We start from the raw sequence: 14117 nt of genomic DNA, 5'->3' as shown, positions 1-14117 counted from the left end.
TCTTGTTCGTTAAATTGAAGTGCAAAAAATCATTTTTTTAATCTTTCATCCAAATTTTATCTGTGTATCTGTGGCTAGATTTCTCAATTGCGCAGGCAAGCCATCTAAACAATTAATGATTACTTAACAGGCATTTAATCTATTGACTTTAAATTTGTTATCAAATCAGAAATAATGAAGATTAATTTTATTCTTATTGCTGTTGCCATTGTTGCCATTTTGGGCTTTATTTACTTTGTAGTAAAAAGAAACCATAAAGACCAGAAGGATTTGGAAAAAGAGCTTAACAAAAAAGAGCTAAGACCAGATAAGCACAGTGGCGATAAAATCTAGCTTACTGCGGTAAGCGCTCCACCTTCATGAGCAAAGGAGGAGAAGACAATGCTTCCAAAAAAGCAATGAGGGCTTTTCTTTCCCTTATGTTAAGCATAATTCCTCTCAACAACTTATCATTTTTAGGCAGTAACGGATCTTTCTCTTGCCGTGGTAAAACCGTATGTTCAGGCATTCCCATATTGTACAAAACCATCAAGCTATCCATACTCTTCACCAAACCATGATGAAACCAAGGACCTGTTTGCATCACATTGCGTAAACCAGGGGTTTTAAACTTGCCTACATCTTCAGGCTTTTTGGTGACGTTGTACAAACCCAAATCTTGGTTTTTACTGCCATATTCCGTTAAACCAATATTATGAAATTCCTTATCCGTAAAATAGGCTCCGTAATGACAATTCATACATCTTGCTTTAGTTCTGTATAAATGCAGTCCCAATAGCTCTTGATCGTTAAGTGCATGCTCATCGCCCTTTAAAAAGCGGTCAAACTTCGTATCCTTACTCACAATACTTTGCTGAAAAGTAGCTAAGCTCTCAAAAACCCGTTGATTGGTAATGGTAGCTGTACCAAAAGCAGCTTTAAAATAAGTACGATACCCCTTAATTTTATTTAGTTTTTTGGCTAACGATTTCAGGTCTTGGTTCATTTCGTTATGTGCCGAAATAGGCCCTTCGGCTTGTTTTACCAAGGTATTAGCCCTGCCGTCCCAAAAGAAGCTTGAATAAATCCACACATTTTCTAAAGATGGCGCATTGCGGATATTAGGCAACTGATCATGTCCCACAGAAACTTCCTTTCCATCCGCCCACTGCAAAGAGGGGTCATGACAGGTAGCACACGAAATTTGATTAGAACCTGAAAGCCTCGTATCGAAGAAAAGTAACTTACCCAGCTCTGATACTTTCCTTATTGAATCATTACTTAAATCCAAGGGCGATGCCAGTAAGGTGTCTAGTTCTTCAAAGCTTACACTACCATCAACGTTTGGTTTGGGCCAAAACTGCTTTGGTTGCGCGTATAATCTCCTTAACGAATCGATAGTAAGTCCATCGCTGCCCATCCAATCATTAGATTTGAAGGAAATCAGCAATAAGCCACTTAAAAGGAAAGCCATACCAAGCAATACTTTGTTCATGGCCGCAAAAATAAGAAATTCTATGATACCTGTTCCGTAACCTGATGAGGCTCAGTTTTTACGCTAGCCACTAGCTTTTTGGTTCTGTTTTGAAATCGAATAAACAGTAGGATAGAGGCTGTTAACAAGCCAAAAGTAAGGCCATACCAAATACCTTCAACACCCATTTTTAATTCAATGCCCAAAATATAACCCACAGGAATCCCAATTACCCAATAAGATAAGAAAGTGATAAAAGTGGGCATATTCACGTCGCCAAGTCCTCTTAAAACGCCCAAACCCACTACTTGCGTACCGTCAAATAACTGGAAAAATCCAGCCAGAATAAGCAGTTGAGCCGCAATGGTAATCACTGTTTGATCGCTGGTGTAAATATAGGGCAGGTAGTTATTTGCCAACATAAATATCAAAGCGGTAAACGACATAAATACAATCACAATGTGATAACTGGCAATGGCCGAAAACCTTAGGGGACCAAAATTCTTGCTTCCAAAGTTATTTCCCGTTTTAATAGTAGCCGAATTGGCAATTCCAGTAGCAAGCATATAGGTAAAGGCTGCCAGAGATAACGCCGTAAAATGAGCCGCTTGCTCTACCTTGCCAATACTACCAATCAAAATCCCAGCACCACTAAACGCACTGATTTCAAACGAATATTGCAGCGCCACTGGAGCACCTAGCTTGGTAATTTTTTTAATCCTTCCAAAATCAAAGGAGAACAATTTAAACTCGGTTAAGTAGGCTTTAAAGTTTTTGGAGTTAAACACATAAGCACCCATGGCAATAGCCATTAAAATACGGTCAATTAAGGTACTTAAACCCACACCACTAACGCCCATTGGCGTAATGCCGAACATCCCTTTCACAAAGATGATTCCCAAAATCACATTCACCAGGTTACCCCAAATAGAGATCAACATGGCTTGTTTTGTAAAGCCCAAACCTTCGGTAAATTGCTTAAATACTTGGAAAATCATCAAAGGGAAAATAGATACTCCCATGAACATGAGATATGGTTTTGCATGCATCACAACATCTGGCGATTGCTTAAGGTGATCAATTACAAAATAATAAACAACTAACACCAAACTATACAGAATGACACTAGCTATTAAATTAATCAACAAACTGTTAGAGATAAGCTTACCGCATTCTACCTTATTATCACCACCGTTAGCCTGTGCAATTAAAGGCGTTAAACCGTATGAAATACCCAAGCCCAAAACCAAAATCAGCATGAAAAGACTATTCACTAAGGATACTGCTGCTAATTGTACAGTTCCAGCAAAATGTCCCACAATCATGCCGTCGGCCATGTGCACCAAGGTATGCCCCAATTGTGACAGCACAATGGGCATCGCTAGAACTAAATTATCCTTATAGTAAGACTTGTATTTGGTAAATGAATAAGTGAACATACGCCGCAAAATTCGGAATTTTAAACGGGATTATTCTCTGATAAACGTCAAACTAGTGTTCATTGACAGCCAAACAGTACTTAAAACCTATGGGATTACACTTTTAAGTCTGCCATTACATAATACTCTTCCTTTTCGGTAATATGCGGCAATATAATGCCCGATAAAATTAGGTTAACAATGATTTTCTGCGCTTTACGATAGGCACTTCTGGTCAATTTGCTGAATTCTTTCAACGTTATACGACCATTGGCATCAAGATATTCCAACAAGATCTTTTCCTGTTCAGAATAGCTGATCAATGTACCTTCAGCCTGATTATTCTTCTTAAGTACATCTATTAAAATTTTGCTAGCCAACACCGTTTTATCCTGCACTCTAAAGTAAACCCACCATTTACCTTGTTCATCTAAAGCATAATGAGGTTTTATATCACTCTTTGGAATTTCGGCTACCAATACCAATTTATCATCCACCAAATACTCTTCAAAGCGTGGCTCGATAGCGGGTTTACAAAACTGGTGTGCTGCCTTGTTCACCATGTATTTTTCTTCCTCTTCAGATTTCACGCCTTTAATCGATCCGTCATCAGCCACGCCAATAAGTAGCCGTCCGCCTTGGTTATTAGCAAAGGCTACCAGCGTTTTGGCAATCTTTTCAGCTTTACTAATGGTCTTTTTAAAGTCTAGGCTAACATTTTCGCCTTCAAGGATCAATCTTTTAATATTCATTTCAGACCAATTAAATTAATTCGGAGATCAGAACTATTCTCTCAACTTTAAACTCTGCACTAAATAGCCACACGTTGTTTTTCTCCAGGAAACTTAATCCTTAAATACACCTCATTCATCACCGTTGCACAAAGCTCACCTTGTTTATTATAAAGCTCCATAGGGTAGGCCTTTACAAACTTTCCATATTCGTTCAGGGCTGATTCTGCCTCTGCCATCATTTCATCAGTGATTTTTAAGGTGAAGTATAAACTAGTAAGTCCAGGTTTGATGTATTGGATAGAAGCGCTTTTAAGCCAAACCCTACATTTATAACCTCTGCGTTGCATGAGTTGATCAAACAAAATAGCATAAAAAGGGTCGGTGGCGGCATAAATAGTTCCGCCAAAAATAGAACCATTATAATTTCTATTTAAAATGCTATTGCTAATTTTCACATCAACTCCTCTAAATCCCCTATGGAACTTTTTCACCCAAATACGCTGAAACAACAATGGCGGATATAAACTCAGTGCCCATTTCAGGGTTCTTTCAGAAACAATCATGACAGCTAAATATCAACATTTGCATTCAAGTAAAAAAGCTTTGTGCAAAACTTAACCTGGACATAACTTTTGATCACAAATGCATTCCTCAAATACCTCGAAAAATCCAATTCAATTACCAATCGATAAAATCTGTATATCTGTGGCTTTTTGGTTTATTGCTGCAATATTTTGTAACATTTCTAAAGTGTCTAAAACTTTTCCACAATGGCACTTAAAGTGTAGCTTATTTTGCTAAATTCGCAAGGTTATAATAAAACAATAATCTTGTGTTTAACGATAGGCAGTTAGTGTAAAAAAAGCGCTCAACTTATCACGTAAAATGCAAAACATAAAAATTTATGGCAGAAGATTTAGAAAATCAAGAGAACGATAAGATTATCCCCATCAATATAGATGAGCAGATGCGTACTGCTTACATCGATTATTCGATGTCGGTAATTGTGAGTAGGGCATTACCTGATGTGCGTGATGGTTTAAAACCAGTGCACCGTAGGGTACTTTATGGAATGTTAGACCTAGGTGTAGGTGCAGGCAAGCCATACAAAAAATCAGCACGTATTGTAGGTGAGGTACTAGGTAAGTATCACCCTCACGGCGATTCATCGGTATATATGACCATGGTACGTATGGCCCAACCTTGGAGCTTACGCTACATGATGGTTGACGGACAAGGTAACTACGGTTCTGTCGATGGTGACTCACCAGCGGCAATGCGTTATACCGAGGCCCGTTTCCAAAAAATTGCGGAAGAAATGTTGGCCGATATCAATAAAGATACGGTTGATTTCCAAAACAACTTTGATGACTCTTTGGTGGAACCAACAGTATTGCCATCAAAAGTGCCAAACTTGTTAATTAATGGTTCTTCGGGTATTGCGGTAGGTATGGCCACTAACATGGCGCCACACAACCTAACAGAGACCATCAATGCCACTATTTCATACATTGATAATAGGGAAAGTACGGTTGCTGATTTAATGAAGTTCATTAAAGCACCTGATTTTCCAACTGGAGCCATTATATATGGTTACTCTGGCGTACAGGAAGCTTTTGAAACAGGTAGAGGCCGTATTGTAATGCGTGCTAAAGCTGAAATTGAAACCATCAAAGAACGCGAAGTAATCATTGTCACCGAAATCCCTTATTTGGTAAATAAAGCCATGATGATTGAGCGTACCGCTGAATTAATTGGTGAGAAAAAAATCGAAGGTATTTCGAATATCAAAGACGAATCCAATAAAGACGGTATCCGTATTGTTTACGAAATCAAGAGAGATGCCAATGCAAATGTCGTATTAAACAATTTATTTAAACAAACTGCGCTACAAAGCTCATTTAGTGTAAATAACATTGCTTTAGTAAACGGTCGTCCACAACTATTAAATCTTAAAGACCTTATCCATCACTTTGTTGAACACAGACATGATGTGATTGTTCGTAGAACACGTTATGAATTAGCGGAAGCCGAGAAACGTGCGCACATTTTAGAGGGTTTATTGATCGCCTTAGATCATATTGATGAAGTAATCAAATTGATTCGTGCATCAACTACGCCTGATGAAGCAAGAACAGGCTTGATGGAAACCTTTGGTTTAACCGATATCCAAGCTCGTGCGATCCTAGATATGACGCTACGTAGGTTAACAGGACTAGAGCGTGATAAGATCAAAGAAGAGTACGCAGAGTTGATGAAAACCATCGAGTACTTGAAATCTATCTTAGCAGATGAAGGTTTGCGTATGCAGATCATCAAAGATGAGTTGATTGAAATGCGTGATAAATACGGTGATGAGCGTAGAACAACAATCGTTCACTCAGCCGAAGATATGAGCATGGAAGACTTCATTGTAGACGAAGAGGTTGTGATTACCATTTCCCATGAAGGTTACATCAAACGTACCCCAGCTTCTGAATATCGTACACAAAGCAGGGGAGGCAAGGGCTCAAAAGGAAGTGACTCAAGAAATGAGGATTTTATAGAGCACCTATTAATTGCCACCAACCACAATTATATGTTGTTCTTTACCGAAGCAGGTAGATGTTTCTGGTTAAGGGTTTATGAAATTCCAGAAGGTACACGCCAAAGCAAAGGACGTGCCCTACAAAACATCATCAATATTCCTAAGGAAGAAAAAGTGAAAGCCTATATTAAGGTGAAGAACTTAAAAGACCAGGAATATCTGGAGAACAACTATATCATTATGTGTACCAAAAAGGGTACCATCAAAAAAACTTCTCTAGAAGCTTATTCTCGTCCACGTGTAAATGGTATCAACGCCATCAACATCAACGAAGGAGATCAATTATTAGAAGCTAGCTTAACTACAGGTAGCAGTGAAATTGTAATGGCATTGCGTTCAGGCAGGGCAATTCGTTTTAACGAAAGCACGGTTAGGCCAATGGGCAGAACAGCCACTGGTGTACGTGGGGTAACTTTAGCTCACGATAAAGATGAGGTAGTTGGCATGATCGCTATCGACAGTCCTGATGCAACAGTATTGGTAGTTTCTGAAAAAGGATACGGAAAACGTACCGATATTGAAGACTACAGGGTAACCAACCGTGGTGGTAAAGGTGTTAAAACCATTAGCATTACCGATAAAACAGGTGACTTAGTAGCCATTAAAAATGTAACTGATGCTGACGATTTAATGATCATCAATAAATCAGGTATCGTAATTAGAATTGCCGTAAGTGAGCTGAGAGTGATGGGTAGAGCCACTCAGGGAGTAAGATTGATTACCTTAAAAGGTAACGATGAAATTGCTTCTGTTGCTAAAATTGACCATGAAGATGAAGAAGAGGAAATCGAAGGCTTAACAACTGGTGAAAACCAAGATGGAGATGCTGAAGCAAGCAATGAGAATGAAAACGGTACTCCAGAAAACTAAATAATTGCATAAATTTAAACCGAAATCCCTCACGATTGTTAAAAATTCAGTAATATCGTGATGGGTTTCCCGTTAAAGAACAATAATTTATAAATACATGAAAAAGTTAATTTTAAGTGTAGGCGTGATGAGTTTATCAGTATTTGCCTATGCCCAAAAATCAGAAGTTGCCGAAGCAAAAAAATCTTGGGACCTATTCCAAGCAATGAATCAGGCACAAAACCTTCAAAAGAATTTGGCAGGTCTAAATAAAGGCTTAACCCATACTGATGCAGCTATTGCTCATGAAAAAACCAAAAACATGGCGGAACCATGGTCTTTAAGAGCATCTTTAGCTTCAGCAATCGCTTTATTAGATACCACTAGTGATGCAAATTCTTTAGCTAAACAGAAAATTGCAGAGGAAGCAATTGTTCAAGCAGAGACTTTAGATAAAAAAGGTGAACAAAAAGATGCACTTACTAATGCAAAAATCAACATCACCAATGCAATTCAATCAAGAGGTATCAGAGCCTATAATAGAAAAGATTACGCTACCGCATTTAAGGTTTTTACTGAAATTACAGAGAAAAACCCAACCGATACTTCAATGTATTTAAATGCAGGTGTAGCTGCAAAACAGGATAAGAACTATGCAGGCGCAATTAAAAATTTCAAAAAAGTAGTTGAACTTAACGGGCCAGACTCCAAAAATCTTTTATTAGAAGCGATCAACATTGAATTGGTAAACCTAAAAGATACTGTGGCAGGTATGGCAACCATTGAGCAAGCACTTAAAAAATTCCCAGATGACCCTGATTTTGTAAGTATTCAAACAGATATTTATATTGTTAGAGGTGAAATAGAAAAATCTCAGGAATCTTTAAATAAGTTAATAGCCAAAGATCCAAACAAAGCGATTTACCACTTCCTTTTAGGCGAAACTTATTATAAGCAAGCACTTAACGTACAAAGCGAAAGACAAAAGATTGATGCCAAAAAGGTAAAGGAATACAACGCATTGACCGTTAAAATGACAGGATTAATTGATAAATCATTACCTTACTACAAAAAAGCATATGATTTAGACCCTAAGGCTGCACATACATTAGAGGCCTTAAAACAAATTTATGCATTTAAAAATGATACTAAAAGTTATGAAGCAGCTAAAAAACTTTTAGATGCTCTTCAGCAAAAACTATAACTAACTGAGCAAATCAGCGAATTAAAAAGGGAGATAATTAAACATTATCTCCCTTTTTTTAGTTATTTTGTATAAAGCTTTTTATACCAATGCGTAAATTACTTTTCAATATACTTGCACTATCGTTATTTAGCCAGCTGGCATTTTCTCAAGGTTCACAAATTAAAATAGCCAATAATAGCTTAGCCAAGCTACAAAATAGCATTGCCGAAAAAGCAGATGCTAAAAAGCAATTGACCATTATAGGAGAGGGGATTAAAGCCATTGACCTTGCAGAAAATGACAAGAAAACCAAAAATTGGCCAGAAACATGGGCCATCAAAGCCTATTTAAGTTCATACATAGCACTTATTGATGAAAATGAAGCGAATGCCGACAAATACTTCCAATTGTCACAAGATGCATTAGTGAAGGCGACCCAGTTAGATAAATTCCAATCTAATACTGAATTGATTAAAGCGGCCAATCACAATATTCACGTTAAAAGACTACGCAAAGGAACAGAAGCTTTCCAACAAAATGATTTTGCAGTTGCTTATGACTTACTTAAAGATGTAAGTGATTTTATGCCTGCAGACACTTTATTGGCTACCAACGTGGCCATTTGCGCACAAAACCTGCAACAATATAACGACGCACTTTCGTATTATATCAAAGCCAAAGAAAAAGGAGCAAAAAATCCATCCTTGTTTCAAAACATTGCCAATATCTATGCTTCCAAATTTGAGACTGATTTGGCCATTAAGACCTTAGAGGAAGGCCTTTCATTAAACGCTTATCATCCGTTATTGACCAACGACTATATCAATTTATTATTGGACACCGAACAATACGAAAAAGCCACCAAAGCCGTAGAAACCTCATTAAAAACTGATAAAAGGAGTAAATTATTGTTTTTCCTATATGGCTATTTACAACAAAATCAAGCCAAAAATATCGCTACAGCCGAATTATCCTACAAAAAAGCGCTAGAGGTCGATTACAATTATTTTGATGCGCTTTATCAGTTGGCCTTGGCATATATTCAAGATGCCAATCAAGCCTTAACACAAAAAGACAATCAGAAATTTACGGCCAATATCAACAGAGCTGAATATTCATTATTAAGGGCTCACGAAATCAATATCAATCATAAAAACACCATCAAATTATTGATTGATATTTACACTCGTAAAAATAGGCTCGACAAAGTACAAGAGCTTAAACGCAAACTTAACGAGTTTTAAATAATCCTATATTTCTCCAAAAGTGTAGAAAATGAAGATTGGGACGAGGTATTCAAAAGTATAACTTAACATAACGTAAATTATAAAACATAAATTGTAATGATAATTTATGTTTCTTTTAATTTATATTAGACCTATTATTGTGAATAAATATCTATTACTTTATGAACATTTTCTTTCACCATGTAGGACAAGATGGCGCAGATCGAGATTTTCCCAAAACCATCCAAACAAAAGTTCAGTTAAAAAAATTGATAGCAGACAAAGCCATCAAAGATCCTGAACTGATAAAGAAATTAGAACAAGCTTTCCCTTCGGGTGAATTTAATTGCTGGGGCGTGCCACAGGGTGCCAAAAGTGTTATAACAAACCTTAAAAATGGTGATTATGTTTTTTTGGTAGAGAGTTCGAGAATAAATGGTATGGTTTCGGCGTTGTCTCCTGTTAAGCTATTCGAGAAATATGAAATGCGAGCTTTATCTGAATACCTCTGGCAAGACTCAAAGTTTCCATATATTTTCTTCTTTGATACGGTAAACATAGAACTGATGTGGATTCAGTTCCTGGAAGATATGGGATATAAAGAAAATTTTTCTCCGAGAGGAAATTTTTACAAAATAGACAATAAAAGATTTGATAAGTTCGGCGGTGCCATTGAATATATATCTAATATTTTAAATTCATACTCACGTTATCTTGGTGAAGATACTATAACATACATTCTTAACGAAGATATTGAAGAATATGCCTTATTAAATACCCAATACGAAGAAGGAAAACTTGTAGCTCTAGCAAAAGATGCCCCCATATTAAAAGACTTATTTCCGTCGAAAAGAACAGTTAAAATCTCTAGCCGCGAAAAAGCATTTAGAATATTGGTTAAAAAAAATTACGATTATAAATGCGCAATTTGTGACGTGTCCCTTAAAAGTCCGACAGGCATTCCCGCAATTCACGCATCTCATATCTATCCTAAAAATCAGAATGGCAATGACGATTTAAGAAACGGTATTTGCTTGTGTTTTTTACATCATTGGGCATTCGATTCAGGATGGCTCTCTATAGATGATGATTATAGAATATTGATACGTGATTATATTCCAAAAACAAAAGAATACGAAAACATATACAGATTTAAAGAAAAGAAAATTAATCTACCAAAAGATAGTCGTTTTTGGCCTCATCCCCTATTTTTGTCCGCTAGTAGAGTCTTTTATGGGTTTTAACTAAAATCCAATCTATTTCCTAAATTAGCAACAATTTCTAACCCAATAAAACAATAACATACAAATGAAAAATATCGCTGTAATTGGCTCAGGTACTATGGGAAATGGTATTGCACATACCTTCGCTCAATTTGGTTACGCTGTAAACTTAATCGACATTAATGCCGATGCCCTAAAAAAAGCCATTGATACCATTAGCAAAAACTTAGATCGTCAAGTTGCCAAAGGAACCCTTAGCGAAAACGACAAAGAAAATACGCTGAAAAACCTGAGCACACATACAGATTTGAAATCTGCAGTGGCCAACGTAGATTTAGTCGTTGAAGCTGCTACAGAAAATATAGACTTAAAACTCAAAATATTTAAGGATTTAGACGCATTTACCAAACCAGAAACCATTTTGGCCACAAACACGTCTTCCATTTCCATTACTCAGATTGCTGCCGTAACTAACCGTGGCGATAAAGTAATTGGCATGCACTTCATGAATCCAGTGCCCATTATGAAACTGGTTGAAGTGATTCGTGGTTACGGCACCAGCAATGTAACTACAAACCTAGTTATGGAATTATCACAGAAACTGGATAAAGTACCTGTTGAGGTGAACGATTATCCTGGTTTTGTGGCTAACCGTATTTTGATGCCAATGATTAATGAAGCTATTTATTCCCTTTACGAAGGCGTTGCTGGCGTTTACGAAATTGATACCGTAATGAAATTAGGAATGGCTCACCCTATGGGACCATTACAACTGGCCGATTTTATTGGTTTAGACGTATGTTTGGCTATTTTAAATGTATTGCACCAAGGTTTCGGAAATCCAAAATATGCCCCCTGCCCTCTTTTGGTAAACATGGTTACTGCTGGTAAAAAGGGCGTTAAAAGTGGCGAAGGCTTCTACGACTACAGCAACGGCATTAAAGAAGCCAAAGTTGCCGCTAAATTTAGTTAGGCCAATCATTAGTAGCGCAAAAACACTGCATCAAAATACCGATAGTCCTGCCATTCGCTTTACTTCGCCTTTCGTCAACTCAAGGCTTCGTGTTCGCTACTGTCAGGGCTATTTTATTTAGGGCTTTACAACACATACCCAATAAAAACCTACAAAAAAGCTATATTTGTTCCATGAACGAAAATCTTGATCCTTCTTCAGAGAATTTAAGCCCAACCGAACGCGATATTGAAAAAGTATTGCGCCCACAGGAGTTTGAGGACTTTACAGGGCAGGAAAAGGTTTTAGAAAACCTTAGAATTTTCGTTCAAGCTGCCAAACTGCGTGGCGAAGCATTAGATCACGTGTTGCTGCACGGCCCTCCAGGATTGGGAAAAACCACTTTGTCGCACATCATCGCCAACGAAATGGGCGTAAATATCAAAGTAACCTCTGGTCCAGTATTGGATAAGCCTGGAGATTTAGCTGGGCTATTAACTAATTTAGATAGTGGCGATATTCTTTTCATCGACGAAATCCATCGCCTTTCTCCTTTGGTAGAAGAATACCTTTATTCGGCTATGGAGGATTTCAAGATTGACATTATGCTGGAAAGCGGTCCTAATGCTCGTTCAGTACAAATAGGTCTTAATCCGTTTACGTTAGTAGGTGCCACTACCCGATCTGGTTTGCTTACAGCACCTTTAAGAGCTCGTTTCGGGATCAATTCTCGCTTAGCTTATTATGATGCTAAGCTATTAACTACCATCGTATTACGCTCATCAGCTATTCTTAATACGCCTATCAGCGAAGAAGGTGCTTATGAAATTGCCCGACGTAGCCGTGGTACCCCGCGTATTGCCAATGCCCTATTACGTCGTACCCGTGATTTTGCACAAATTAAAGGCACTGGTAAAATCGATACTGAAATCGCCCGTTATGCTTTATCGGCGCTCAATGTAGATGAGCATGGTTTGGACGAAATGGACAATAAAATTCTATTGGCTATTATCGACAAATTTAAGGGTGGCCCTGTGGGCTTAAAAACCATTGCCACTGCCGTTGGCGAGGATGATGGAACGATTGAAGAGGTTTATGAGCCTTTCTTAATCCAAGAAGGTTATTTAATGCGTACCGCTCGTGGTCGCGAAGTAACAGAAGCAGCTTACAAGCACTTAAATCGTGTTAAATTAGGACAAACGGGGAAATTGTTTTAAATTGGTGTAACAACCAAAACAATTAACCATGAACCTCTTACGCTCGATCATCATTGTACTTTTTGCATTTAACAGTTCTTTTGCCCAAATAGATCATTACGAAATCAGTGGCGATATCAAAAATATTCCAGCCAAACAGATTTTTCTCCATTTGGTTAAATCCCATCCCGTAAGTAATCAACCTTATGTCACTAAAATTGATTCAGCGGCGGTAAAGGATGGTAAATTTATAATCAAAAGAGATACAAATATTTTAGAGCCTAGTTAGGCGGCTACACTAAGCTACATAGACACTGCCAGTAAGAAAACTGGCTATCTTAGTTTTTATAACCCATCTGACCAAAGTAGACAGGGCAACTTCATTTTAGAAAATGCTGTCATTAAAATTGACGGTAATCAATTAGATAAAAAAGGGTTATCAATATCAGGTTCCAAAGAAACAGACTTCTATTTTAAATATGCCGATCAATTGTGGCAGTATCTCAAAACGCAAGCGGTAGATAAAAAAATCGAGACCTTAAAAAAAGCTAAAAACAACAAAGAACTAGCTAACGCCCTTAAAGAGAAAGAAAATATTATTCTTGATTTTAAAATAAATCTCGAAAAAATATTTAGAGAAAATCCAACTCATTATTTATCCATCTTATTTTTACATGAACGAGCGCAGCTTTTTAAAACCAGTGAGCTAAAAGCGATTTATTCTTCGTTAGCAAACGATTATAAAAATACAAGCAGAGCAATAAAGTTAAACGACTTCATTAATCAAATGCCGTACTTAGAAGAAGGTGGTACATTTCCTAATTTTGCTTATAACGATCGCAATGGGAAAGTAAATGCATTGGAAAATCTTAAAGGAAAAAATGGAACGCTAGTTATTTTTTGGGCAAGTTGGTGCGGGCCATGCCGTCAAGAAATCCCAGAACTGAAAAAACTTCATAAGACCTATCAGGCCAAAGGAATAAATTTCATTAGCATATCCATAGATCATGACATATCTAAATGGAAACAAGCTGTAATATTGGAAAAAATGCCATGGCCTAATTTAGCTAACCTTCCTGGTGACTTTAAGGAAATCAAAAAGAAGTATAATCTTTATGCTATTCCATCAATGTTTTTATTAGATGACAAAGGAAAAGTGTTAATGGCAGATGAAAGCGATATCTCTACTTTGAAAACAGCACTTTCGAAGTTATAATATCCATATTGGCTTTTAAGGATTTCGTTAATTTTCAATTTACTATTTCATAAAGTTTCCGAGCAGGTTTTGGTTCC

The 14117-nt window shown here is 37.2% G+C and carries 13 protein-coding genes; 9 read left to right on the top strand and 4 right to left on the bottom strand.

Translation table 11 applies throughout. The annotated features are described in order from the left end of the window. Window positions 1–174: 174 nt before the first annotated feature. Window positions 175–333 carry a hypothetical protein gene (locus DUT70_RS21095; RefSeq protein WP_162926561.1) on the top strand — a complete coding sequence of 53 codons (159 nt, stop codon included), beginning with the start codon at window positions 175–177 and terminating at the stop codon, window positions 331–333. Between the two features lies 1 nt (window position 334). Here DUT70_RS21095 and DUT70_RS03520 read toward each other — a convergent pair whose 3' ends face one another. From DUT70_RS03520 to DUT70_RS03505, 4 genes are all read right to left on the bottom strand, one after another. Further along, a complete protein-coding gene (locus DUT70_RS03520) occupies window positions 335–1474 on the bottom strand; it encodes a cytochrome-c peroxidase (protein ID WP_113645904.1) in 1140 nt (379 codons plus the stop codon). A 20-nt stretch (window positions 1475–1494) separates the two neighbouring features. Continuing rightward, the gene (locus tag DUT70_RS03515) at window positions 1495–2892 is read right to left on the bottom strand and encodes an MATE family efflux transporter (RefSeq protein WP_113645903.1); all 1398 of its coding nucleotides are present in this window, start codon (window positions 2890–2892) and stop codon (window positions 1495–1497) included. A 95-nt stretch (window positions 2893–2987) separates the two neighbouring features. Then, a complete protein-coding gene (locus DUT70_RS03510) occupies window positions 2988–3623 on the bottom strand; it encodes an AlbA family DNA-binding domain-containing protein (RefSeq protein WP_113645902.1) in 636 nt (211 codons plus the stop codon). 59 nt (window positions 3624–3682) lie between these two features. Next, entirely contained in the window at window positions 3683–4168 is a 486-nt protein-coding gene (locus tag DUT70_RS03505) for a DUF4442 domain-containing protein (protein ID WP_113645901.1), read from the bottom strand. Window positions 4169–4509: 341 nt separating this feature from the next. Here DUT70_RS03505 and gyrA point away from each other — a divergent pair, with 341 nt between their 5' ends. The 8 genes from gyrA to DUT70_RS03465 all read left to right on the top strand — a co-directional run bounded on the left by gyrA (window position 4510) and on the right by DUT70_RS03465 (window position 14040). Then, window positions 4510–7062, top strand: a complete 2553-nt coding sequence (gene gyrA, locus DUT70_RS03500) for a DNA gyrase subunit A (protein ID WP_113645900.1) — start codon at window positions 4510–4512, stop codon at window positions 7060–7062. A 97-nt stretch (window positions 7063–7159) separates the two neighbouring features. After that, on the top strand, window positions 7160–8245 hold the full coding sequence (locus DUT70_RS03495; protein WP_113645899.1) for a tetratricopeptide repeat protein: 1086 nt from the start codon (window positions 7160–7162) through the stop codon (window positions 8243–8245). Window positions 8246–8334: 89 nt separating this feature from the next. Next, a complete protein-coding gene (locus DUT70_RS03490) occupies window positions 8335–9471 on the top strand; it encodes a tetratricopeptide repeat protein (RefSeq protein ID WP_113645898.1) in 1137 nt (378 codons plus the stop codon). 164 nt (window positions 9472–9635) lie between these two features. After that, complete coding sequence (locus DUT70_RS03485; protein ID WP_113645897.1) at window positions 9636–10697, top strand: HNH endonuclease; 1062 nt, start codon at window positions 9636–9638, stop codon at window positions 10695–10697. 64 nt (window positions 10698–10761) lie between these two features. Then, complete coding sequence (locus tag DUT70_RS03480; RefSeq protein ID WP_113645896.1) at window positions 10762–11649, top strand: 3-hydroxyacyl-CoA dehydrogenase family protein; 888 nt, start codon at window positions 10762–10764, stop codon at window positions 11647–11649. Window positions 11650–11822: 173 nt separating this feature from the next. After that, window positions 11823–12845 (top strand): Holliday junction branch migration DNA helicase RuvB, encoded by a 1023-nt coding sequence (ruvB, locus tag DUT70_RS03475; RefSeq protein WP_113645895.1) that lies wholly within the window; start codon window positions 11823–11825, stop codon window positions 12843–12845. A gap of 28 nt (window positions 12846–12873) precedes the next feature. After that, entirely contained in the window at window positions 12874–13113 is a 240-nt protein-coding gene (locus DUT70_RS03470; protein WP_113645894.1) for a DUF4369 domain-containing protein, read from the top strand. Window positions 13114–13314: 201 nt separating this feature from the next. Next, the gene (locus DUT70_RS03465; RefSeq protein WP_113645893.1) at window positions 13315–14040 is read left to right on the top strand and encodes a TlpA family protein disulfide reductase; all 726 of its coding nucleotides are present in this window, start codon (window positions 13315–13317) and stop codon (window positions 14038–14040) included. Window positions 14041–14117 lie beyond the last annotated feature (77 nt).

This window comes from Pedobacter chitinilyticus (assembly GCF_003313385.1).
Classification (GTDB): Bacteria; Bacteroidota; Bacteroidia; order Sphingobacteriales; family Sphingobacteriaceae; genus Pedobacter; species Pedobacter chitinilyticus.
The sequence above is the reverse complement of the archived record's forward strand: the minus strand, read 5'-3'. Positions and strand labels throughout refer to the sequence as shown.